This window comes from Phytoamicus setariae, from assembly GCF_016722925.1.
GTDB classification, from domain to species: domain Bacteria; phylum Pseudomonadota; class Alphaproteobacteria; order Rhizobiales; family Rhizobiaceae; genus Rhizobium_E; species Rhizobium_E setariae.
The window spans coordinates 182,881-206,354 of record NZ_JAEQNC010000001.1 but is presented as its reverse complement, the minus strand read 5'-3'; the positions used below and the strand labels follow the sequence as shown (position 1 = coordinate 206,354).

The 23,474-nt window shown below is 59.7% G+C and carries 18 protein-coding genes and 1 pseudogene; 8 read left to right on the top strand and 11 right to left on the bottom strand.

What is annotated here, in order from left to right; all coding sequences use genetic code 11:
* Positions 1-257: 257 nt before the first annotated feature.
* Positions 258-1,898 (bottom strand): chaperonin GroEL, encoded by a 1,641-nt coding sequence (gene groL / locus JJB09_RS00955; protein ID WP_201651868.1) that lies wholly within the window; start codon positions 1,896-1,898, stop codon positions 258-260.
* A gap of 66 nt (positions 1,899-1,964) precedes the next feature.
* Complete coding sequence (gene groES, locus JJB09_RS00950; RefSeq protein WP_201651866.1) at positions 1,965-2,261, bottom strand: co-chaperone GroES; 297 nt, start codon at positions 2,259-2,261, stop codon at positions 1,965-1,967.
* 317 nt (positions 2,262-2,578) lie between these two features.
* Here groES and JJB09_RS00945 point away from each other — a divergent pair, with 317 nt between their 5' ends.
* The 4 genes and pseudogenes from JJB09_RS00945 (at position 2,579) to JJB09_RS00930 (ending at position 7,574) form a co-directional block, all read left to right on the top strand.
* Complete coding sequence (locus tag JJB09_RS00945) at positions 2,579-3,487, top strand: LysR substrate-binding domain-containing protein (protein ID WP_201651864.1); 909 nt, start codon at positions 2,579-2,581, stop codon at positions 3,485-3,487.
* 136 nt (positions 3,488-3,623) lie between these two features.
* Positions 3,624-5,489: pseudogene (locus tag JJB09_RS00940) on the top strand (TPR end-of-group domain-containing protein).
* Between the two features lie 234 nt (positions 5,490-5,723).
* A complete protein-coding gene (locus tag JJB09_RS00935; RefSeq protein ID WP_201651862.1) occupies positions 5,724-6,572 on the top strand; it encodes a TIGR01459 family HAD-type hydrolase in 849 nt (282 codons plus the stop codon).
* Between the two features lie 21 nt (positions 6,573-6,593).
* Complete coding sequence (locus JJB09_RS00930) at positions 6,594-7,574, top strand: bifunctional riboflavin kinase/FAD synthetase (RefSeq protein ID WP_201651860.1); 981 nt, start codon at positions 6,594-6,596, stop codon at positions 7,572-7,574.
* A 203-nt stretch (positions 7,575-7,777) separates the two neighbouring features.
* Here JJB09_RS00930 and hisG read toward each other — a convergent pair whose 3' ends face one another.
* Genes hisG through hisS form a run of 3 tightly spaced genes read right to left on the bottom strand, consistent with a single transcriptional unit; the run spans position 7,778 to position 11,138 of the window.
* The gene (gene hisG, locus JJB09_RS00925; protein ID WP_201651858.1) at positions 7,778-8,470 is read right to left on the bottom strand and encodes an ATP phosphoribosyltransferase; all 693 of its coding nucleotides are present in this window, start codon (positions 8,468-8,470) and stop codon (positions 7,778-7,780) included.
* Positions 8,467-9,591: an ATP phosphoribosyltransferase regulatory subunit gene (locus JJB09_RS00920; RefSeq protein WP_201651856.1), complete on the bottom strand. Its 1,125-nt coding sequence runs from the start codon at positions 9,589-9,591 to the stop codon at positions 8,467-8,469. The genes hisG and JJB09_RS00920 overlap by 4 nt, the downstream gene beginning before the upstream one ends.
* A gap of 32 nt (positions 9,592-9,623) precedes the next feature.
* A complete protein-coding gene (gene hisS, locus JJB09_RS00915) occupies positions 9,624-11,138 on the bottom strand; it encodes a histidine--tRNA ligase (protein WP_201651854.1) in 1,515 nt (504 codons plus the stop codon).
* A 439-nt stretch (positions 11,139-11,577) separates the two neighbouring features.
* On the opposite strand from hisS, the gene JJB09_RS00910 reads away from it, so the two are divergent.
* Together JJB09_RS00910 and JJB09_RS00905 are read left to right on the top strand one after the other, a co-directional pair.
* Complete coding sequence (locus tag JJB09_RS00910) at positions 11,578-12,393, top strand: hypothetical protein (RefSeq protein WP_201651852.1); 816 nt, start codon at positions 11,578-11,580, stop codon at positions 12,391-12,393.
* Between the two features lie 62 nt (positions 12,394-12,455).
* On the top strand, positions 12,456-12,932 hold the full coding sequence (locus JJB09_RS00905; RefSeq protein ID WP_201651850.1) for a hypothetical protein: 477 nt from the start codon (positions 12,456-12,458) through the stop codon (positions 12,930-12,932).
* Between the two features lie 47 nt (positions 12,933-12,979).
* On the opposite strand, the gene JJB09_RS00900 is transcribed toward JJB09_RS00905, so the two are convergent.
* The 4 genes from JJB09_RS00900 to JJB09_RS00885 all read right to left on the bottom strand — a co-directional run bounded on the left by JJB09_RS00900 (position 12,980) and on the right by JJB09_RS00885 (position 18,708).
* Positions 12,980-14,200, bottom strand: a complete 1,221-nt coding sequence (locus JJB09_RS00900) for an MFS transporter (RefSeq protein WP_201651848.1) — start codon at positions 14,198-14,200, stop codon at positions 12,980-12,982.
* A gap of 101 nt (positions 14,201-14,301) precedes the next feature.
* Entirely contained in the window at positions 14,302-15,150 is an 849-nt protein-coding gene (locus JJB09_RS00895; RefSeq protein WP_201651846.1) for an MOSC domain-containing protein, read from the bottom strand.
* A complete protein-coding gene (locus JJB09_RS00890; RefSeq protein WP_201651844.1) occupies positions 15,147-15,803 on the bottom strand; it encodes an HD domain-containing protein in 657 nt (218 codons plus the stop codon). Before JJB09_RS00890 ends, JJB09_RS00895 begins: the two co-directional genes overlap by 4 nt.
* 49 nt (positions 15,804-15,852) lie before the next feature.
* Positions 15,853-18,708, bottom strand: coding sequence for a DUF2339 domain-containing protein (locus tag JJB09_RS00885; RefSeq protein ID WP_201651842.1), 2,856 nt, complete (start codon positions 18,706-18,708; stop codon positions 15,853-15,855).
* 159 nt (positions 18,709-18,867) lie between these two features.
* Here JJB09_RS00885 and JJB09_RS00880 point away from each other — a divergent pair, with 159 nt between their 5' ends.
* Positions 18,868-20,868, top strand: coding sequence for a PhoX family protein (locus tag JJB09_RS00880; protein ID WP_201651840.1), 2,001 nt, complete (start codon positions 18,868-18,870; stop codon positions 20,866-20,868).
* Positions 20,869-21,097: 229 nt separating this feature from the next.
* On the opposite strand, the gene recO is transcribed toward JJB09_RS00880, so the two are convergent.
* Entirely contained in the window at positions 21,098-21,829 is a 732-nt protein-coding gene (gene recO / locus JJB09_RS00875) for a DNA repair protein RecO (protein WP_201651838.1), read from the bottom strand.
* Positions 21,830-21,832: 3 nt separating this feature from the next.
* Positions 21,833-22,450, bottom strand: coding sequence for a DNA-3-methyladenine glycosylase I (locus JJB09_RS00870; RefSeq protein ID WP_201652650.1), 618 nt, complete (start codon positions 22,448-22,450; stop codon positions 21,833-21,835).
* A gap of 196 nt (positions 22,451-22,646) precedes the next feature.
* Here JJB09_RS00870 and JJB09_RS00865 point away from each other — a divergent pair, with 196 nt between their 5' ends.
* Positions 22,647-23,387, top strand: coding sequence for a L,D-transpeptidase (locus JJB09_RS00865; protein WP_201651836.1), 741 nt, complete (start codon positions 22,647-22,649; stop codon positions 23,385-23,387).
* Positions 23,388-23,474 lie beyond the last annotated feature (87 nt).

Sequence of the window (23,474 nt, the reverse complement as noted above, 5' to 3'; positions counted from 1 at the left end):
TGGACTTCCCACCTAGAACAACACTTCCGAAAATATCAATTGAATTAGTATTCTAGTCCGCTTTGATTGCTCAAATATTACGACATTCGCACAATATTTCTCGCTACGACGCCCTGAACGATAGTCCAGCTCCGCATGATCAAGGGCGGAACCTCTCGGGATATGACATGAACGTCCACCGCTTGAAGCCTGAAGCGAAAAAGGGGCGCCCTCGCGGGCACCCCTCAGCTCTATCGATGCATAAGGCTAACGCCTTGTTACATCATGTCCATGCCGCCCATGCCGCCCATGCCGCCAGGCATGCCGCCAGCAGCTTCCTTCTTCGGAAGTTCGGCGATCATGGCTTCGGTGGTGATCAGGAGCGAAGCAACGGAAGCTGCGTTCTGCAGAGCCGTGCGCACAACCTTGACCGGGTCAACAATGCCCATGGCAATCATGTCGCCATATTCAGACGTCTGGGCGTTGTAGCCCCAGTTGTCCTGGTTCTTGTCGAGGATCTTGCCGACAACGATCGAGGCTTCGTCACCAGCGTTGTCTGCGATCTGGCGAACCAGCGACTGCAGAGCGCGGCGGATGATGTTGATGCCGGCTTCCTGGTCGTCGTTTTCACCCTTGGCAGTGATCTTGGTGGACGAACGGAGCAGAGCCGTACCGCCGCCTGGGACAATGCCTTCCTGAACAGCAGCGCGCGTCGCGTTGAGAGCGTCGTCGATACGGTCCTTCTTTTCCTTGACTTCGATTTCCGTCGAACCGCCAACGCGGATCACGGCAACGCCGCCAGCGAGCTTGGCAAGACGTTCCTGCAGCTTTTCGCGGTCGTAGTCAGAGGTGGTTTCTTCGATCTGAGCCTTGATCTGGGCAACGCGGCCTTCGATGTCGGACTTCTTGCCGGCGCCGTCGACGATCGTGGTGTTTTCCTTGGAGATCGAAACCTTCTTGGAACGGCCGAGCATGTCGAGGGTGACGTTTTCGAGCTTGATGCCGATGTCTTCGGAGATCACGGTGCCGCCCGTCAGGATGGCGATGTCTTCGAGCATGGCCTTGCGGCGATCGCCGAAGCCCGGAGCCTTGACAGCAGCAATCTTGAGGCCGCCACGGAGCTTGTTGACGACGAGCGTTGCAAGAGCTTCGCCTTCGACGTCTTCAGCGATGATCACGAGCGGCTTGCCGGTCTGAACGACAGCTTCGAGAACCGGCAGCATTGCCTGGAGGTTCGAGAGCTTCTTTTCGTGCAGCAGGATGTAGACGTCTTCGAGATCGGCGATCATCTTTTCTGCGTTGGTCACGAAGTACGGGCTGAGGTAGCCGCGGTCGAACTGCATGCCTTCGACGACTTCGAGTTCGGTCTCGGCGGTCTTGGCTTCTTCAACAGTGATAACGCCTTCGTTGCCGACCTTCTGCATGGCTTCAGCAATGTCGAGACCGACCTGCTTGTCGCCGTTTGCGGAGATCGTGCCGACCTGTGCGACTTCTTCCGAGGTCGAGATCTTCTTGGCCTTGGCCTGGAGATCCTTGACGACTTCGGAAACTGCGAGGTCGATACCGCGCTTGAGGTCCATCGGGTTCATGCCGGCAGCAACGGCCTTGTTGCCTTCGCGAACGATGGCCTGGGCCAGAACGGTTGCCGTCGTGGTGCCGTCACCGGCGATGTCGTTGGTCTTCGAAGCAACTTCGCGGACCATCTGGGCGCCCATGTTTTCGAACTTGTCTTCGAGTTCGATTTCCTTGGCGACAGAAACACCGTCCTTGGTGATGCGCGGAGCGCCGAAGGACTTGTCGATGATGACGTTACGGCCCTTGGGGCCGAGGGTGACCTTCACCGCGTCAGCGAGAATGTCGACGCCGCGCAGCATCTTTTCGCGGGCGGAACGGCCAAACTTGATTTCTTTAGCAGCCATTTTACAAAACTCCCGGGCTCATTGCCCATTGGTTGTCATGGTTAGGAACAGGTGGGATTGCGGCAATCAGCCGATGATGCCCATGACGTCGGATTCCTTCATGATCAGAAGGTCTTCGCCATTGAGCTTGACTTCGGTGCCCGACCACTTGCCGAACAGGACGCGGTCGCCAGCCTTGACGTCGAGCGCAACAAGCGCACCCTTGTCGTCGCGAACGCCGTTGCCGACGGCGACAACTTCGCCTTCTTGCGGCTTTTCCTTGGCGGTGTCCGGGATGATGATGCCGCCCTTGGTCTTTTCTTCGGACTCAACGCGACGAACGACGACGCGGTCATGAAGCGGACGGAAATTGATGCTTGCCATTGTCTGTTTCCTCGATCAAATGACATTGCCGGGTTCGACCCGGATGATTGGACTGCTAGCACTCGTCTCCGTGGAGTGCTAGCGGGCTGGATTTAGGACCCTGCCCAGGCAGAGTCAAGGATTAGCCCCATAAAAAAATCCGGAATGGTGAACGACGCGGGGATCATTCGTAAAATCAACTGGTCCCCAGAAATGGCTCACAGCCTTACGCATCAGCGTGAATGTAAGTTAACAAGGACGCGCGGCGGGTCCTAAGGCATTTCATCCCGGATGATGTCTGCTTGCCAATCCCCGTGTCGCCGTGCCATCAGTCGGCCATGGCTTTTACGCTCCGACAGCTCCAGTATTTCATTGCAGTTGCCGAAAACGGCACGGTCAGCGGCGCTGCGCAGGCACTGTCGATTTCGCAGTCGTCGATCACCGAGGCGGTGAAGGAGCTCGAAAGCGATCTGGGTGTAAACCTGTTTGAGCGGCACTCGCGTGGCCTGACTATCACCCACAACGGTCACCAGTTTCTCCGGCATGCGACCAACATCCTCGCTTCCGTCTCAGATGCGAGACGGACATTCACCGACAAGAAGGACGAGATGCGCGGCTCGCTCAATCTCGGCGTCACCTCTCTCGTGGCGGGCTACGTGCTGTCGGACCTGCTGCGGCGTTATCGCCGGGCCTATCCCGCCGTCAGTGTCAGCGCCATCGAGGACAATGGCAGCTATCTCGAACACCTGCTGATCGGCGGCGAACTCGACATCGCCGTCATGACCATCTCCAACCTGCGCGACCGCATGGCGCTTCAGGCCGAAATCATCGAGACCTCGCCTTACCGCCTTTGGTTGCCGATGGGCCACAAGCTCGGCAGCGCAGACATCATCTCGGTCAGGGATATCGCCCAGGAACCGCTGATCATGCTGACGGTGGATGAAATCGAGGAAAACACCGGCAAGCTCCTGACCGCGCTCGGCGCCAAACCGCACGTCGCCTTCCGGACCCGTTCCGTCGAAGCCGTGCGCAGCCTGGTGGCCACCGGCGCCGGCATCGCGCTGCTGCCGGATCTCGTTTATCGCCCGTGGTCGCTGGAAGGCGACCGGATCGAAAGCCGCGATGTGTCCGGCGCGCTGCCCGTGGTCCAGGTCGGGCTGGTGTGGCGTCGCGGCTCGTCGCTGCCCTCCGCCGCCAAGGAATTTCTGCGGATCACCGAGACCGCCCGCGCCATGCGCGATCGGTAATCGAAGCGATAGCGAGAGTGTTGCTCCGCAATCTCGCGCAAGCTGCAGCAACCCGGCCGTTTGGCGGGTTCGACCACAGATTGACTTCGTTGGAGTTTCCATTGTTATATGTCAGGCAAACAGATCGTTGGCTGCCATGCAACGTCGCCTTACTGCCATTCTCGCTGCCGACGTGGTCGGCTATAGTCGTCTCATGGGGCTGGACGAGCGGGGAACCCTTGCGGCATTGAACCTGCACCGCGCGGAACTGGTCGATCACAAGATAGCCGAGCATCAGGGTCGCATCGTCAAACTCACCGGCGATGGTATTCTGGTGGAATTTCCAAGCGTTGTCAGTGCCGTCGCTTGCGCCACGGAAGTCCAGCTGCAAATGCGTGAACGCAACTTCTCGGTCAAGGAAGACCAGCGTATTCAGTTTCGCATCGGCATCAACGTCGGCGATATCATCGTCGAGAACGACGATATCTATGGCGATGGCGTCAATGTCGCCGCGCGGATTGAAAGCATGGCGCCGGTGGGCGGCATATCCTTGTCCGGCACCGCGCGCGATCACGTCGGCAGAAACCTGGGACTGCACTTTCACGACAGGGGCGAACAATCGCTGAAGAATATCGAAAGGCCGGTGCGTGTCTTCGACGTGCTGCTGCCGGAAGATGAGGACAGGCCGGCACAGAACAATATGGGCAGCGATGCGTCGGCCTCCAGCAAGCAAGAGCGACCATCCATCGCGGTACTTCCCTTCGACAACATGAGCGGCGATCCGGAACAGGAGTATTTCTCCGACGGCATCACCGAGGACATCATCACCGACCTTTCCAAGATCTCCGGGCTTTCCGTGATTGCGCGGAATTCTGCTTTCACGCTCAAGGGTAAGGCTGTGGATATTCAAGAGGTAAGCCGGCGCTTCAACGTCGCGACCGTCCTTGAGGGCAGCGTCCGCAAGGCGGGCCAGCGCGTGCGGGTCACCGCCCAGCTTATTCTGGGCAAGGATGGAACACATCTCTGGGCGGACCGCTATGACCGCGAACTCACCGACATCTTTGCCATTCAGGACGAGATCACCAAGACCATTGTCGACCAGCTCAAGGTCAAATTGCTGCCGGCCGAGCAGAAAGCGATCAGCCTCAGCCCCACGACAAGCGTTGAGGCATACACAGCCTATCTGCGCGGCCGAGACTTCCTCCACCGCCATACGAAATCTTACTATGCGCTGGCGCGGCGCATGTTCGCAAAGGCAGTCGAAATCGATCCACTCTACGCGCGCGCCTATGCCGGAATTGCCGATTGCGATTCCTTCCTCGTGTTGAACTACAATACGCAGATTACCCTCGAGAGCATCATGGCGACCAGCGCCAAGGCGCTTGAACTTGAAAGCGGCCTTGCCGAAGCCCACGCGTCGCGTGGTCTCGCGCTCTCGCTCGGCTAGCGCTACGAGGAAGCGGAGATTGAATTTCTGAAAGCAACCGCGTGCGATGCAAATCTTTTTGAGGCGCCGTACTTTTACGGGCGGGCCTGCTACGCGCAGGGCAAGATCGAAGACGCGGCGAAGCTGTTCGAGAGAGCCGTCGAACTCAAGCCCAACGACTACCAGACCTGGGGCTATTTGCGGCAGACCTACAACACGTTGAGCAGGAAAGCTGACGCAATGGGGGCCGCGCTAAAAGCGATCGACGCAGCCCAAAAGGAGCTGGCGATAAACCCGGACAATTCGCGCCCCGCTTATCTGGGGGCCATCGCGCTGATTGCGATCGGCGAAACCGACAGGGCACACGAATGGGCCATGCGTGCACTGACAATCGAGCCGGACGATGTGTTATGCCAGTACAATATTGCCTGTGTTTATGCGTTGTCCGGTGAACTCAGCCAGGCATTCGAGACGCTTGAACGCGTCTTGTCGTCGGCCAACCACGAAACGAAATCCTGGGTCAAATATGATTCCGATTTCGAGCCGCTTCATTCGGACCCGCGCTGGGAGAACATTCGCCGGCTGATCGAAAATTGAACAGAGGTCAGCCGCTTGAGCCGTGCAGCTTTTGGATTCGTCTTCACGGCGCAATGCTGTGTCACGCGGCGCATGAGGTTCGAAGCTGCGGCTTCACCGACACCCCGGCGAACTCCCCGCCCCGCCAAAGCGGTGCGCGGATTGCATCCCTTTTCTCACTGTCGGCCACTTTAACCCTTGTCATCGGGCCGCCATTTTGCGATCTGGGGCACGAAGATTTTCCTGGAGCATTTCATGGCAGAGCGCATTGGATCCCTCAACGACATCGTCAAGCACTACGATGTTATCCTTTGCGATGTTTGGGGCGTGCTCCACAATGGCGTCAGCAGCTTTGCCGACGCCTCCATTGCGCTTCGATCGGCGCGCGAGGCCGGACTGTCGGTGGTGTTGATCACCAACTCGCCACGCCCCGGTAACGGCGTCATCCCGCAACTTGAGAGCCTGGGCGTGCTGCCCGAAGCCTACGACCGGATGGTCACATCGGGTGACGTAACCCGCAAGCTGATCGCCGAAGGCCCGGGCAAGGTGTATTTCATCGGCGCTGACCGGGAAACATCGCTGCTGGAAGGCCTCGACGTCGAATGTGTGGACGAAGAGCAAGCCGAAGTGATCGTCTGCACCGGCTTTGTCGATGACGAGGTCGAGACGCCCGAGGATTATCGCGAAGTGCTGACGCGACTGGCGTCGAGAAACATTCCGATGATCTGCGCCAATCCCGATCTGGTGGTCGAGCGCGGCCATCGGCTGGTCCCCTGCGCAGGGGCGATCGCAGCCCTCTATACCGAACTCGGCGGCACCTCGCGGATTGCCGGCAAGCCGCACAAGCCGATCTATGTCGCGGCTCTGGACGAAGCACTCAGCCATCGTGGCCCCTTCGACAAGAACCGGGTGCTCGCAGTCGGCGACGGCATGCCCACCGACGTACTCGGCGCGATAACCGAGGGGCTCGACCTGCTCTACATTTCCGCCGGCATCCATGGGCGCGATTACATGGATGGCGCCAAAACGGATGTGGCGGCGCTGGAAGCCTTTCTCGATAGCCACAATGCCCGGCCCCGTTGGTGGATGCCGCGCTTGCAATAAGATGCCGGAGACAATGGCCTGATGACGGTCTTTCATCGCAATGAACAACGGGGCGATCTGCCGGAGACGCTACAGGGCGGAGTACTGGCGATCGGCAATTTCGATGGCGTGCATCGCGGCCACCAGGCCGTCTTGTCGCGCGCGCTGGAAATCGCCTCGGACAGGAAGATCCCGTCGCTCGTCCTGACGTTCGAACCGCATCCGCGCACGATCTTCACACCGGACAAGCCGGTTTTTCGCATCACGCCGGCGCCGCTGAAAGCCCAGATCCTCGAGAAAATGGGCTTCAATGCCGTGCTCGAATATCCGTTCGACCGGACATTCGCGGGCCGTTCTGCGGAAGAGTTCATCCAGTCCGTGCTGATCGACTGGATCGACGCCAAGGAAATCGTCACCGGTTTCGATTTCCATTTCGGCAAGGGTCGCGAAGGTGGACCGGCCTATCTGCTTGCTGCGGGCGGCCGGCATGGTTTCGGTGTCAGCCTGATTGACGCCTTTCGCGACGAAAACACCGACGTGATTTCCTCGAGCCGCATTCGCTCGCTGATATCCGAAGGCGACATGGTGGAAACCGCCGGGCTGCTCGGCTATCGCTACACCGTACAGTCCCCTGTTATCCACGGACAGAAGCTGGGCCGGACGCTCGGCTTTCCCACGGCCAACATGGCTCTGCCGGTGGATGTCCAGCTTAAGGCCGGAATCTATGCCGTTCGTTTCCGCCTTGAGGATGGCCGCGTGTTTGACGGCGTTTCCAGTTTCGGCTACCGGCCGACGGTGACCGACCACGGTGCGGCACTGCTGGAAACGATGCTTTTCGATTTCTCCGGCGATCTTTATGGGCAGACCTGTTCGGTGTCGTTCTTCGGGTTCCTGCGGCCGGAAATGAAATTCGACGGGCTGGAGCCGCTGGTCGAGCAGATGAACCGGGATGTCGAGGAAGCCAGAGCGCTGCTTTCCGGCGTCAAGCCGCTTGGATCCATCGACCAAGCCATCGCTTTCTAAACTTGGTTATCGTTAAATCGATTTGCTAAGCTTCGCTCAAGATTGGCGTCTTAGGTCTTGTGCATGGGCAGTTGCATGTGATCCGGGCTTAAAAGCCCGACCGAGCGAAGCAGGACCGCCTTCCTGCATCGCCGGTTCACATGCCTGCTCAACCCCATTCATCGCGTTCGCCAGATCGCGGCGCAAAGGACGATCTGGTCGCGTCAGATCGCAGCCTTGACCGCTGCGACGATTTCGGCGATGCGTGCATTGCCCTCATGCTCCGGCTTGCGCGAACGCACTAGGCAGGCCTCGGACTTCAGCACAGTCCCATCAGACAGGATCTTCAGGTGATTGGCGCGAAGCGTCGATCCCGTCGAGGTGATATCAACGATGATATCGGCTTGTCCCGCCGCCGGCGCACCCTCGGTGGCACCGAGGCTCTCGACGATCCGGTAAAGCTGTATGCCGTGCTGGGAGGAGAAGAACTGCTGCGTCAGTCGCCAGTACTTTGTGGCAATCGCCAGACGCCGACCATGCCGGGCGCGAAAATCAGCGGCAACATCACCCAGATCAGCCATGGTATCGACATCGAGCCAGATTTCCGGCACAGCGACCACGACATCGGCATGGCCGAAGCCCAGGCGCACGCAGAATTCGGCGCGCTTGTCGGCTTCCGCAAGATCTTCGCGCACAAGGTCTTCGCCGGTGACACCGAAATCGATCGATCCGGCACCCAGCTCGCGGGCGATCTCCGAGGCGGACAGGAACGCGATTTCGATATCGTCGGCACCTTCGACACGGCCACGATAGGAACGGTCGTTGCCGACGGCCAATATTTTCATGCCGGCGCGCTCGAAAATCGCCGAGGCGTCATCCTTCATCCGGCCCTTGGAAGGGAGTGCGATGGTGATCATACGATTTCTCCCCTCACCGCCTCGATACGGTCGAGCCACAGTGCAAAACCGACAGCCGGGATTTCTTCTGCAGCCCCAAGCAGCGTCATCATCCTGTCGAAGCGCCCGCCGCCGGCGAGCACCCTGTGGTCTTCGCGCACCGTGATCTCGAACACCAGGCCGGTATAATAATCCAGCGGACGACCGAAGGCCGCGCGCCATGTCACGGTCGACAGATCAACACCGATGCCGGTCAACGCAGCGACGCGGGCATCGAAGCGATCGACCGCGCCGTCAAGCTTCAGCCCTGCGCTGCGGGCGAAGGTCGCAAACACATCAGGCGCGTATTTCAAGCTGACGCTGAGTGACAGGAATTCCTTGAGAACTTCCAGCTTGGCCGGATCGAGCGCCGTGCTTGCCAGCGCCCGCTTTTCGCGCAACCGTCTGGCGATGCTGGCCGGCGAGCGGCTGGCATTGCTGGAATAACCGGTCGCCTGCATGATCGCGTCGATATGGCCGATCAAAGTGGCCTCGTCACCGGCCGCAAGCATCGCCTCGACCTCTGCACCGAGATCGGTGACGCTTTCGGGCCGGGCAAGCCGGGCGATCATCGCGTCCAGCTTGGACGCCTCGCCGAATGCGTGCACCAAACGTCGCTGCCAGCCGGAGGGAAGGCCGAGCGCCTCGACCACCGCCTCGAACACCGATTGGTCACCCATGGTCACGGCGAGCGGTTGGCCCGGCAGCAATGCCTTTAGCGTGGCGATGGCATCCGCGACCGCCCGCGCATCGGCGCCGGCGACATCTTTGGTGCCGAGATCCTCGATGCCAGCCTGATAGAACTCCTTGCCGCCTTCGCGACGCTGGCGGAAAACCTCGCCGAGATAGGAATAGCGCTTGGGCGTTCCGGTCGCGGTCTCGATGTGCTGCAGGCAGACAGGAATGGTGAATTCCGGCCGCAGGCACAGGCTTTCGCCGGTCTCACTCTCAGTCATGAAGATCCGCCGACGCAGATCCTCGCCGGCCATGTTCAGGAACGGCTCAGCCGGCTGAATGACCGGCGTATCGACGCGATCAGTCTTCAGCGTTTCGAACAGCGATAGCAGCTCATTGGAAAAGTCTGGAAGATTTATCAAAGGCATGAGCGTCCCCTAGCGGCAGGCTGACACATTGGTTACGACTGCCGCTTCCGATCTTCGGCCTGGTCGGCGAGCATCTCGCGAACCTTGGCGACAAGATCGGTCTCAGCCACCGAGACCTGCGCGACACGGGCCTCACGCCAGGCGACGTTGTCGGTGATTTCCCCCGACAGACGCTTACCCTCGATCAGATCCTTGATCTGCACGATGCCCTGGGCGCGCTCGTCGCCACCCTGGATGATGGCGAGCGGCGAACCGCGACGGTCGGCATACTTGAGCTGGTTGCCGAAATTCTTCGGATTGCCCTGATACATTTCGGCACGGATATTGGCGTGACGAAGCTGCTGCACCATCTTCTGGTAGCGGCCGAGGCTTTCGACATCGCGGTCCATGACGCAGACGACGACCGGTGCGACGACTTCGTCGGCGCCAAGCTTGCCGAGGTTCTTCAGCGCCGTCATCAGGCGAGACACGCCGATGGAAAAGCCGGTTGCCGGAACCGGCTGGCCCATGAAGCGCGACACCAAACCGTCATAACGGCCACCGCCGCCCACAGAACCAAACACGACCTTCTCGCCCTTTTCGTTGGTGACGTCGAAGGTGAGTTCGGCCTCATAGACCGGGCCAGTATAGTATTCGAGGCCGCGCACGACGGAAGGGTCGATCTTGATGCGGCCGGCGTCATAGCCGGCGCTGGTGACCAGTGCGCCAATGGTGTTGAGCTCGTCGACGCCTTCCTGCCCCTTGCTCGTACCTTCCAGAAGCTGCGCCAGTTCGCCGGCACTTGCCGCATAGTCCTTGATGCCGACGAAAAACAGCACCTTGCCGATCTGTTCGTCGTTCAGGCCCGCGCCCTTGGTGAAGTCGCCGGATTCATCCTTGCGGCCAGGGCCGAGAAGCAATTTGACGCCTTCCGGGCCGAACTTGTCTAGCTTGTCGATGGCGCGCAAAACATTGAGGCGGTGGCCTGCCTTGTCGTCGCCACCAAGCCCGATGGCCTCCATGACGCCATCAAGCACCTTGCGGTTGTTGACACGGATGACGTAGTCGCCGCGCCTGATGCCGAGCGCTTCGAGTGTGTCGGCCATCATCATGCACATTTCGGCATCGGCCTGAACGCCGGCGGCACCGACGGTGTCGGCATCGAACTGCATGAACTGGCGGAAGCGGCCGGGACCCGGCTTTTCGTTGCGGAATACGTAGCCGGCCCGATAGGTACGGTAGGGAAGCTGGATCTGCTGGAAATTTTCGGCGACGTGGCGGGCAAGCGGCGCGGTCAGATCGTAGCGCAGGCTCATCCACTGCTCGTCATCATCCTGCAGCGAGAACACGCCCTCGTTGGGGCGGTCTGCATCCGGCAGGAACTTGCCCAGCGCGTCGGTGTATTCGAACAGCGGCGTCTCGACGGGGTCGAAACCATAGCGTTCATAGACTTCGCGGATCTTGCCGGTCATCTCGTTGACGGCGCGGATATCGGACGCCTCGCGATCGACAAAACCGCGCGGCAGGCGGGCCTTGAGCTTCTGCTGTTTCTTCGGCTTGTCATTCATGGCGGGGTATCCGGAAAAATTCAGTTTGTTGTTGCGGCTGCTCTAACGGATTGAGGAAATTGCGGCAAGTGCAATGATGGCTCCGCCATGTTTGGCGATTGCTTGCAACCTGCGTTGCAATCGACTATTTTAAGGGAGTGGAAGACGGGCTCGCGCCCGCCTCCCGTTTCGTTAGCTATAAAGTTGGACGCGGATAACGAGGGACCAGCTCGTCCGCGTCCTCTTTATTTCAAACGTGATGCGTATTGGCGATTGCCACATAGCAAGCACTCCTATTCAACAGCGAGGCTGACGCCACAGCCAAGGGAGCCCATCTTCCTTGGTCGCGCCGGCTGGTCTCGGCGCTGCTGCTTTCGCCATCGAACGCTCCCTTATTTCATTTGCCCGCGTTTTCGGCAATATACGCCTCAACGACTGATTGCGATTCACCGAAAGCCTCATGCTGCTCGAAGCCCTCAATTTTGCCGCCTCATATGCCACTTCGCCGCGACGAAATGCGGGCGAGATCAATTCCTCAGTCAATCTCTGGGCGCGGGCCCGGCGTTGCGCCCGCGATTGGGCCGAACACGAGGAAAACTCGAAGGCCTTCGTTCAGCGGGCAATCGAGATGCTGCCACAACGGCGAGTGGCCGTGGTGCTCGGTTCAGGATTGTTGCGTGATGTGCCGATCGCCCTGTTGTCAAAGAGCTTTTCCGAAGTCCGCCTTTATGACCTGCAGCATCTGGCAAGCGTGCGCGCATGGGCGGCGATCAAGGGTTTGCGCAATCTGACGTTCGAGTGCCTCGATCTCTCTGGGTTTGAAGCCTTGCGAGACACGCCGTCTTCGCCTCCGACGCCGCTGGCCTTTCTCGCAGAGATTGCCGATCTCGACTTTATCGTCTCGGCCAATCTGCTCTCACAGATTGGCGTCGGCGTCGGCCATCTGATGGAAACGCAGCCGAACCTGCCGGCAGACACCGTTGGCCGCCTCATTCAGGCGCATGTCGATGGATTGAACGCGACTGCCGCACCAAGCTGCCTGCTGACCGATATTTCCTATGATGTGATCGGCAAGTCAGGCGAGGTTCTGGAGCGCGACGACCTGATGCACGGCGCTACCCTGCCGTCGCCGCACACGGAATGGCAATGGCTCGTGGCGCCTTATGGCGAGCTTGATCCGACCTACAAGGCCGTACACCGGGTGGTGGCGATCAGGCTGCCAGCAGAAGTAAGGAAAATCCCTCTACACCCGTCATCGAACTCAGCAATGAATTGACTCACCATAAAGAATCTTGATATTTTTTCAGTATTTCTACCAAAATGCCGGAGAAAAACGCGGTGAATTTAAACGAAATTCTTAGATCATTAGTTTCCGAAACCATAAAAACAGGAAACCACTACGATGTAAACGCCATTATCGCAAAGGCAAAAGCAGATCACAGTAAACTCATAGAAATGTCAGCGAGTTCGCTCATAGATAGAGCTCTAAAACGAATGATATCTGATATTGGAAACAAGCCTCCCAAAGTTCGCAATCCCAATCAAACAGACATGTTCGACGAAACTCCGTCGCTCCCCCTCTCATTCAGACTGAAGGATGCTCATGGCCAGACACGAACACTTTCACCATTAGACATTCCAATGGACCAACTCAGCGCCGAAATTGATAGAAAGATTCAGAATAACGCGAAAAATATTAACAGCACGAGGAAACAAGAAGTAGAAAAATTCCGGACTGAAAACAAATCACATATCATATCTCCAAGCGACACTATGAATGACGTCATCAAAAGAAGAAGCAAGGAGAATAGTTAGTTATTACGCCAATCAGAGGCGGCCTCAACCATACTATCAACCTGAATTCAAACTGCCACAGGCCGGCCCGGCACAACCGCTTCCCTGATCGGGACATGGACGATTGCTGCCAACAGTCCAAGCACCACGCCCAGCCACCAGACCGGATCGTAGGTACCGAAATGGTCGTAGAGATAGCCACCCAGCCAGACGCCGAGGAACGAGCCGATCTGGTGCGACAAAAACACGATACCGCCCAGAAGCCCCAGATGCCGTGTGCCGAACATGATGGCGACGAGGCCGTTGGTTGGCGGGACGGTGGACAGCCACAGCAGGCCCATGACGGCGGAGAAGATGATGACCGAAACCGGGGTGATCGGCAGGAGGATGAACAGCGTCACTGCAATCGAACGACCGATATAGATCAGCGCCAGGAACCACGGCTTGGAATAGGTCTGGCCGATCACGCCCGCAGCAAGCGAGCCGATGATGTTGAAGGCGCCGATCAGCGCCATGCCGATAACTGCATATTTCGGCTCGATGCCGATATCGAGCAGATAGGCCGGGAAATGCGCAGTGATGAACGCCACCTGAAATCCGCAAACGAAGAAACCGGAGGTCAGCAGCAGGTAGGAGCGATGGCTTAGCGCTTCGCGCATGGCCTCACCCACCGTCTGCTGGAAAGCCGCGTGGCTTTGGCTGCCGGAATGGGCGTTGCCGCGCAACGCAATGGCGAGAAACGGGATGGCCGCCATCAGCAGCGCCATGATCATCAGCGCTTCGCGCCAGCCGAAGGATGTGATCAGCCCCTGGGCAAGCGGCGCGAACACGAACATCCCGGCCGAGCCGGCTGCAGTCGCGATGCCGAAGGCCATCGAGCGTTGGGCCGGGGTGACGTTGCGGGCAAAAGCTGAGAGAATGACGCTGAACGAGCCTGCGGCTATTCCCAGCCCGATCAGCACGCCACCACCGAGATGCAGCATCGCGGGGCTCGAAGGATGGGCCATCAGCAACAGACCGGCGGCATAGAATATCGCCGACATGATCAGCACACGGGCCGTGCCGTACTTGTCCGCAAAGGCGCCGAAGAACGGCTGGCCAACGCCCCAGAAGAGGTTCTGCAGCGCCATCGCAAAGCCGAATGTCTGCCGATCCCAGCCGGTATCGGCAAGCAACGGCAGCTGGAAAAAGCCCATTGCCGAGCGTGGCCCGAAGGTAATCATGGCAATCAGCGAGCCGGCGACGATGATCGCCCATGGCAAGGTTTGGGTGCGGCTTGCTGCAGTCATGGAAAACTCCGTTTGTTCAGCCTTCACCATTAGGGGCCGCGCCCCGTCGTGAAAAGCGAGTTTTTCTGAATGCAGAAATCACTTTTGCTGATGGAAACGGTTCAACGCTGCTTGAGTGGCCAGCCCTCCGGGCGCTGTTCGAGTACGCTCACGCTGTCGCCCACTTGCAGTGCCCCGATAGTGCGCGGCACGGCGTTCCATCCGAACAAGACACCCGACACCCGCCGGTCGGCGGACATTCTGAGCTTGCGCATCGCGGGCATGGGGTCCGGTCCGCCGCGTTCGCCGGTCAGCTGATCCTGTGTGGTCATGATGCAGCGGGCGCAGGGTTTGACCAGGTCGTAGCGGATGCCGCCGATCTCGATCGCCGCCCAGCGGTCGTCTGCGAATGGTGCATCGTCTTCTATGACGACATTGGGACGGAACCGGTCCATGCCGAAGCCCTCGTCACCGGCGGCAAGCGTCGCCTCGTTGAGCGCCTTGAGCGAACCGGTGGTCGTCACCAGGATCGGGTAGCCGTCGGCAAAACCGGTCGAGACGCTCGCGCCGGCCCAGTCCGGGCTGCATTGGCGATCGGTGATTTCGTCGGCATGCACAAGCAGCACCGGAATGCCGAACCATTTGCTCAGCGCATGATTGACTCCATCCAGCGCAACGGCTGCGGTGACCTTGCTGTCCCAGATTTCCACATTCATGCGCCGGTCAGTGTCGAAGCTGGCAAGGATCGGCTGCGGCTCTCCAACCTTCGAAAGCGTCAGAACGCCATCCTTGGCAACCGCGGTCACCTGCGCCAGCGGCTGCACCTCGCGCTGGGTGATGCACCTGCCGTCAGGATCGACGAGCATATAGCGGCGGTCTCCCGACAATCCCCAGGCCGTGATCGCGGCACTGTCCAGATCAATGACGCGGCCGCTTTTCAGCGGATAGATATGCAGGGATTTGACTTTCATCCGATTTCCTCGAGGAACTGGTGATAGAATTGCTCAAGTCGCGCATGCCGCTCCGCCGCCATTGCCCGACCAGTCGGCGTCTGAAAGCCGTCCGCGAGCTTGAAGAGCTTGACCGGAAAGTGGTCGATGGAGAACCGCTTGTCGTCCAGCGCGCGATCTTCCGCCCTGGGATCGGTGGAATCGTAGAGCCCCGAGCCCATGCGTCCGCCAGTATAGAAGCAGCGCGCCGCGCCGATCAGGCCAATGGCATCAAGGCGATCGGCGTCCTGCAGGATTTTGGCTTCCAGCGTCTCGGGTTTGATCGCCGCTGAGAAGCTGTGCGCGGCAATTGCATGGGCAGCGCGCGCGATCTGGTCAGCAGACCAGCCGAGCACAGCCAGGATTCCGCCGGCCTTTTCCGCCGCAAGCCGGGACGCTTCGGCCCGCAGCGGCGAATTCTTCTCCACCGCCACACAATCGTGCAGCAGCACCGCGCCCGCTATCGTTTCGGCGTGGCCACCCTCGACCGCGTGAATGCGCATGGCATTGGCAAAAACCCGCTGGATATGGGCGATGTCGTGGGCGCCATCGCCGGGGGCGACGGCATGGGGAATCAAGTTTGTGGCAAGCTCTTCGAAAGGCTTGAAAATCCGGGCGATGTCATCTTGCTGCATCGTTCCGTTTTACCGGTTTACGACTTTGCCGCAACCACCAATCGCTGGCTTAGGCGCCTTCAGTTGGAGTGGCCGTGATATCCTTATGCGGCTCGTCACCCGCCAGCCCCGTGAGGATAGTCTGGTAAAAGCGGCCGATGCCGATGAGAGCCACGCCGAGGCCGATAAAGGACAACACTCGGTAAAGGCCTTCGAGGTTCGACATATCGATCAGGAACACCTTGACGACGGCAATCAGCACCAGCACCGCCGATGCAATGCGGATGCTCTTGGCCCGGAACCGGTAACCGACCACGAGCAGCAGCACGCCGAGCAGCAGCCAGACAACCGAATAGGTGTAAAGTTCCGCCTGCTGGAAGCCCTTCCAGTCGGCTATGCCCTCGCCATGGAAAATCCGGCGCACGGAAAGCGTAACATAGGCAAACAGCAGGCTCGCACCGGTCAGCGCCAGCGCGATCACATAGTGCAGCGGCCGGCGGTCGCGGGCATACCAGGCCGCGAGGCCGTAGGCCAATCCGGGTAGCAGATAGGCGAGGAACAACAGGTTGAAGAAGGGAATGCGGCCGGTCAGTTCTCCGGTCAGGTAAGGGTTGAGGCCGACATAGTGGGCTGCAATCACCGACACCATCGAGAGATAGCCGACCGCCATCGAGCCGGTGCGGAAAACGATGCTCGGGCGACGGAGGTCGAGATTCATGAGCGTTGCGGAAGCGCCCACCGTGAGAAGCGTGTAGATAGCCTGCTCGGCAAGCGTCGGCACGGCCGAGTTCAACTGGCCGCCATTCATCGCGTGGCGAACGAGGATGCCCAAGGTCAGCAGGGTGAACAGGCTGGCCAGCGCCTCCATCACGTTGCGCAGGCGGACATCGTCGCTCTTGCGGACGATCCATGCCGAAGCAATCAGCAACGCCGACGGGATGCCGTAGCCGGCAAGCAGCGCGTTGAAGACAGGTGTCGTCCCGAGATGGCTGGCGCCGACAATGGTCGGCTCCCAGGCTATCCGGCCAGCCACGAAGATGGCCGAAGCCGCCATCGCCCACGGCAGAACGGGCCAATCTCGTATCCGTCGGGCATTGAGGAAAACAAAGCCGAGTACCGCGGAGCCGATCGTCGTCGTGATCCCATCGGTCATCACGATCAGTGCGAACACGAAAGCGGCCCAGGAGCCCGCAACAAACAGGTCACGCGCAACGACATAACGTCCGGCAAATGCCGCTCCGCGGAATGCCCCCTCCGCGCTTGCGAGCCAGAGGACGCCGAGCACGACCGCATAGAGCCCGTACTTCAGATCGAAAAAGTAGTTGCCGAAATAGAAGAAGCCGACACTCGCAAGCACAAGTGGCGTTGCAATCGAGATCACCGACCAGGCAATCGCATGCGGGCTTTCCTTTTCCTTGCGGCCGAAAGCAAGCACGACGCCAAGACCTGCCTGGAACAGGCCGAGGCCCAAGGCAAGCCAGGTGACAACAGCCGGATCAGTATAGCCCACAAATCCGTCAGGCACCTGATCGTTCAAGCTGACCGTCGCTGCACCGAAGCTCATGACCCTGATACCGCCAAGCGCGGTCAAAGCGGCAAACGCCGCCGGGTAGAAGGCATAGGTTCTGATTGCGCCCAGCAGCGCAAGCCCGATCACAAGTATGGCGAAGCCCCACGGCGCATAGCCGGTGCTGATGCTCTCGGGCGCAACGAAGGCGATGGCTGCCGCCATGACGCCGAGCGCGGCAGTGAGCGTGCTGGCGATGTGCCGCGGCAACACCAATTGCTCCCATGCGCCGCGATGTTTCTGCGGGGTTGTCACCGCTGTCGGAGCAACCTCGCCATCTGTCTCTCCGTCAGCGCTTTCTTCCAGAGCAAGTTCGGGCGCGGCAACCGATGGCGGCTCGGACCAGCGGCCCGGCCAGATGAAGGCGATACCGGCCAGCATGATCAGCAGCGAAAGCGCGACAGGTGCGACGTGGAAAGGATCGACCGACGCGAGATAGGCGACTGCCCACGCGGAAAGGCCGGCATTGCCGATGGCCGGCGCAACCCGCCAGTGGCACAGCTTCGACGCCAGGCTACTGCCGATCCAGGCGACCGACAGGAAGCCAAAGAGCGGCCATGGATTGGGGGCTTCCGATGCCACCAGCAGCGGCGTCACAAACGAAGCGACCAGGCCAAGGCCTGCAAGAGCCTGGCCGTGGATCAGCGACAGCAACAGGGTTGCAAGCGAGATGAGGCAGAGCAGGATGAATGCCGTCGCAGGCCCGAAATAGCCGTAGACGGAATGGGCGACGAACACTGCTCCCATCAGGGTCAAGGTTCCGGCTGCCGTCAGGATTCCGGGAATGAGCGCATTCTGGAAGGTATTTTCGAGAAGCGGCGTGCTGCGGCGGCGAACCCACTCGCCCGCAGCCATCAGTACGAGGCCAAACAGTCCGGCCAGCGAAAGCCGTACGGCGGGGCTCAGGAGTCCCTGCTCGATTGAGTATTTGACCGCAAAAATGCCGGCGAAGGCGAGCGCGATACCGCCGACCCAAACAGACCAGCGCGCCGCGAGCCGGGATTCGAAGCTTTCCCTCGGGGCCGCGGCTACCGTTTGTGCGAGGGCTTCCTGTGGCTCCTCTTCAACCACCACCAACTCGGCAGTTTGCTGTTCGGGTGCGTCGGCGCCAACTTCTTCAGGCACGGCTTCCGTAGCCGCTTCACCAATGGTTTCCGCTGTGCCCTGTCCAGTTGCGAGCACCTCGCCGATATCGGATGGTTGCGGGGAACCCGTACCTGTCCCGACCTGTCCCTCCAGCCGCTTCAATTCCAGTTTGAGCGCGGCGAGTTCCGTGTCAAACCTAGCACGGGTGCCGCGCGCGCTTGACAGCGCTCCGATGGCGAGGGCGATGGCGATCAACGAAATAAGTTCGAACATGGTGGCAGCGTGCTTTCCGGACATGCGCAATCGGCGCAAAAATGCTTTCCGAGCGGAAGACGTTCGGTGTTCAAGTTTTATTTATCGATCCGTCACACGACTGTCATGCGGCAACGAATAAAAAGCTCTCGGAGTGAATTCCCCTAAAGGAGCAGTAACATGGACCATCTCAGAGACCACCACAATCCGGAGTTTTCCCAGACACCGCAGGATCTGATCGAGGCGAAGGAAGACTATGGCCGGAACTGTTCCAGCAATCCGACGATGGGGGATATCATCAATCGCCGCTTTTCCCGCCGTGGCTTCATCGGCGGCTCACTTGCTGTGGCGGCCATTGCCACCACCGTCAGCCCGCTGGCGCTGGTGGCCGCCGACCGGGCGCATGCCGAAACCAGGCCCGCTTTCGATTTCGACGAGATCGAGGCCGGCGTCGATGAAACGCACCATGTCGCCAACGGCTATGATAGCGATATCCTGCTGCGCTGGGGCGACAAGGTGTTTGCCGATAGTCCGGACTTCGACCCGCTCAAACAGTCTGCCGCCGCCCAGGAAAAGCTCTTCGGCTACAACAACGACTATGTCGGCTTCATTCCGCTTGAGGGCAATCCGGATCACGGCCTGCTGGTGGTCAATCACGAGTATACCAATGCCGAGCTGATGTTCCCCAACTTTGCCCATATCGGCAAGAAGGTCGAGGACGGCAAGGAAGAAGACGCTGTGATCATGGGCGACCATACCCAGGAGCTGGTCGATATCGAAATGGCGGCCCATGGCGGCACGATCATCGAGGTCCGAAAGGTCGGCGGCAAGTGGCAGCCGGTGCTGGACGGCAAGTTCAACCGCCGCCTAACCGCCAAGACGGAGATGACCGTCAGCGGCCCCGCCGCCGGCCATGACCGTTTGAAGACCAACGAAGATCCGACCGGCACCAAGGTGTTCGGCACCATCAACAACTGCGCGGGTGGCGTGACCGCATGGGGCACCTGGCTGATGGCCGAGGAAAACATCAACAACTATTTCAGCGGCGAGCTGAAGCAGGACCACCCGGAATATGCCGCATACGAGCGCTACGGCATCCCCGGAGGCGAATTCAAATGGGCCGCCTTCTACGATCGTTTCGACATTGCCAAGGAGCCCAACGAAGCAAACCGTTTCGGCTGGGTGGTTGAGGTCGATCCTTTCAATCCGTCCTCCAAACCGGTCAAGCGCACCGCACTGGGACGCTTCAAGCACGAAGGCTGCGAGTCGGTTGTCAACAAGGATGGACGCGTGGTCGTCTATTGCGGCGACGACGAGCGCTTCGACTATGTCTACAAATTCGTGACTGCGGGCAAGTTCAACCCGGACGATCGAGCCGCCAACATGACGCTGCTCGATAACGGCACGCTGCATGTCGCAAAATTCTCCGAGGATGGCACGGTCGAATGGATGCCGCTCATCCACGGCCAGGGCCCCCTCACTGCTGAAAACGGCTTTGCCTCGCAGGCCGATGTCGTGGTTCATACCCGCCTGGCCGCCGATCTGCTCGGCGCCACCAAGATGGACCGTCCCGAGGACGTGCAACCCAATCCGGGGACCGGCAAGGTCTATTGCATGCTGACTAACAATTCCAAGCGCAAGGACGAGCAGGTCGACAAGGCCAATCCGCGCGCCAAGAACAAGTTCGGCCACATCATCGAGATCACCGAAACCGACGGCGATTTCGCCTCGACCAAATCCACATGGGAAGTGCTGCTGAAATGTGGCGATCCTGATGTCGCTGAGGTCGGCGCGTCGTTCTCAACCGCCACCACTAAAAACGGCTGGTTCGGCATGCCCGACAATTGCGCCATCGATGCGGACGGACGCCTGTGGGTCGCCACCGATGGCAACAACGAGAAAGCTACCGGCCGTACGGATGGCATCTGGGCGGTGGAAACGGAAGGCGAGATGCGCGGCACCTCGAAACTGTTCTTCCGCGTGCCTGTTGGTGCCGAGATGTGCGGCCCCTGCTTCAACCCGACATCGGACACGTTCTTCGTGGCGGTCCAGCATCCGGGCGACGCCGGCCTGCCGACCTTCGAGACTCCGGCAACCCGCTGGCCTGACTTCAAGGACGGCATGCCGCCGCGTCCGTCGGTCGTCGCCATCACCAAGGCCGGCGGCGGCAAGATCGCTTAGCTTGCCTTCCTGGGCTCGCCCCTCATCTGCCTGCCGGCATCTTCTCCCCGTTGCGACGGGGAGAAGGGACTCGCGGCACAGCTGCCGTTTCCCTCGGATGTCGGCATTTCTGGCAATTGACTGCAGATACAACTCGGGACCAGTCCCCTCTCCCCGCCTGCGGGGAGAGGGTTAGGGTGAGGGGCAATTCTGAGTGGAATAAAGGCCAATTTCGTTCATGTGAGGCGAACTATTCCACCAGTTCCTCCAGCACCGCCCTGATGAAACCGTCGCGCGCCGTGCCGTGTTCGATGCCGCGTGGCTCATAGACATAGCGGTCGAGAAAGTACTGGGTCATCCGGAATGCCTCGATCAGACTTTGACGGTTTGCTGCCTCTTTCGACGAGGATCTGAGGAATTCGGGGAGCAGGAACAGCTTGTCGTGATAGGGCATGCCGGCCTCGCGGCTGACCGCCCTGCCGGATCTCGGCGAGATGTATTCCAGATTTTCCCGGCTGCCGGTCGCGGCGCATTCGACCAGGTCCAGGCCGAAGCCGAGATCGTTGAGAACAGCAAGCTCGAAACGGATGTAAAGTTCGCCAGCGCCCGATGCATCGGCAAAATTGTCCAGTACAATGTTGAGCATATCGAACAGATGCGGATGCGGATCGCGTTCCGGCAGCAGCCGCAGCAGTGCCGCCAGCGCCTGAACACCATGCAGGCTGGCCGCATGTTCCATCAGGCTTGCCGCGCGATAGCTCAGGGGCTCGAGCGTGAAATTGCCGAGATGCTCGTCAAGTCGCGCCCGCCAGCTGACCTCGACGAGATTTCCCGGCTGCAGCACCGGCAGCATGGTGCGCGACTTGCCATTGCGGATCAGGCCGAGATGGCGGCCGCGGTCACGGGTCATCACCTCGGCGATGACGCTTTGCTCGCCGTGCCGTTTGACCCCGAGAATGACCGCCTCATTGGTCCAGTGCATGTGTCAGCCTATCCTGGCCGCCTCCGCGCGTGGGCGGCACCAGCAGCCCTCGATGTGGTCGTTGACCAGCCCCATCGCCTGCATGAAAGCATAGACCGTGGTCGGGCCCACAAACGTCCATCCGCGCTTCTTCAGATCCTTGGAAAGTCGTGTCGAAGCAGGCGAAACCGGATTGGCGCGCAGCCAGTCGATTTCGATGATCTCGGGCCGTTCGCCCGGCAATGGAGCATGCTTCCAGAAGTAGTCCGAAAGCGTGCCGAATTCGTTCCTCAGTTCGATGGCGCGCCGGGCATTGTTGATGGTCGAGACGATCTTGCCGCGATGGCGAACGATGCCCTTGTCCTCCAGCAGCCTGAGGATGTCGGCTTCATCGAATTCAGCGACCGTGTCGTATTCGAAGTTGGCGAATGCGGCGCGAAAATTGTCGCGTTTGCGCAGGATCGTCAGCCAGGAAAGACCGGACTGGAAACCTTCGAGGCAAATCTTTTCGAACAGCCGGCGATCATCTCGCACCGGATAGCCCCATTCCTCGTCGTGATAGCGCACATAGTCCGCAAGCCCGCCATGCCAGAAGCAGCGTGTTTTGCCGTCGCTACCGACGATCAGTCCATTGTCACTCATGTTCATCCGTGAATCGTTTGCCAGGAAATCGAAGGTTTACCATTCGCTTACCAGTTTTCCAAACCGGACGGTAACCCTGACAAAAAGTTTCCGCTTTTGCGCCATGTTTAGCGAGCCGGCGTTTACCATTCGCTTGCTCAAGATGTGCATGGTCATCTGATCACATCAAGGCACGAAGTATAGAATAGGCCAGACGATGAAAAAAGCGCTTCTTCTCGCGACCGCATTGACAACCCTGACGACGCCATCGCTTGCAAATGACCGTTACAAGGTCGTACGCCCGGTGATCATCGAATCCGGCATTGCCGGTCAATGGGTCATGCAACTGTCCGGCCCGGTTCGCCCCGTGGTGGTCCGTCGTATCCAACCCGTGCAGAACTATCGTCCGGTGCGGCGCAGCAAGGATTACCAGGAGCAGACCAACCAGGGCGACGCCCAACAGGTGGCATATCAGGCTCAACAACCGGACTACAACCAGATCGAACCGCAATTCCTGCCGCAGACCGTCGATTACGACACCGACAAGAAGCCCGGGACGATCATCATCGACACCAACAATCGCTTTCTCTACCTCGTGATGTCGGATGGAAAAGCACGGCGCTATGGCATCGGTGTCGGCAAACCAGGGTTCGAATGGGCCGGCGAGCACAAGATCACCCGCAAGGCGGAATGGCCCAACTGGGTTCCGCCGAAGGAGATGATCGCCCGCGAAGCGGCAAAGGGCCATTTCCTTCCCGATCGAATGGACGGCGGGGAAGCCAACCCGCTTGGCGCACGCGCAATGTATCTCGGCTCGACGCTCTATCGCATCCACGGAACCAATGCTCCCTGGACGATTGGTTCAGGCGTCTCCTCGGGCTGCATTCGCATGCGAAACCAGGATGTCGTCGATCTTTACGAGCGCGTCGGGGTGGGCACCCGCGTTGTCGTGATGTAGGCTAGGGGACAAAATCTGGACTTCACGGAAACGTGAACGGGGCTTTTGGCGCGCAAAAACGTCAAACTTCTTGAAATAACCGGTAAA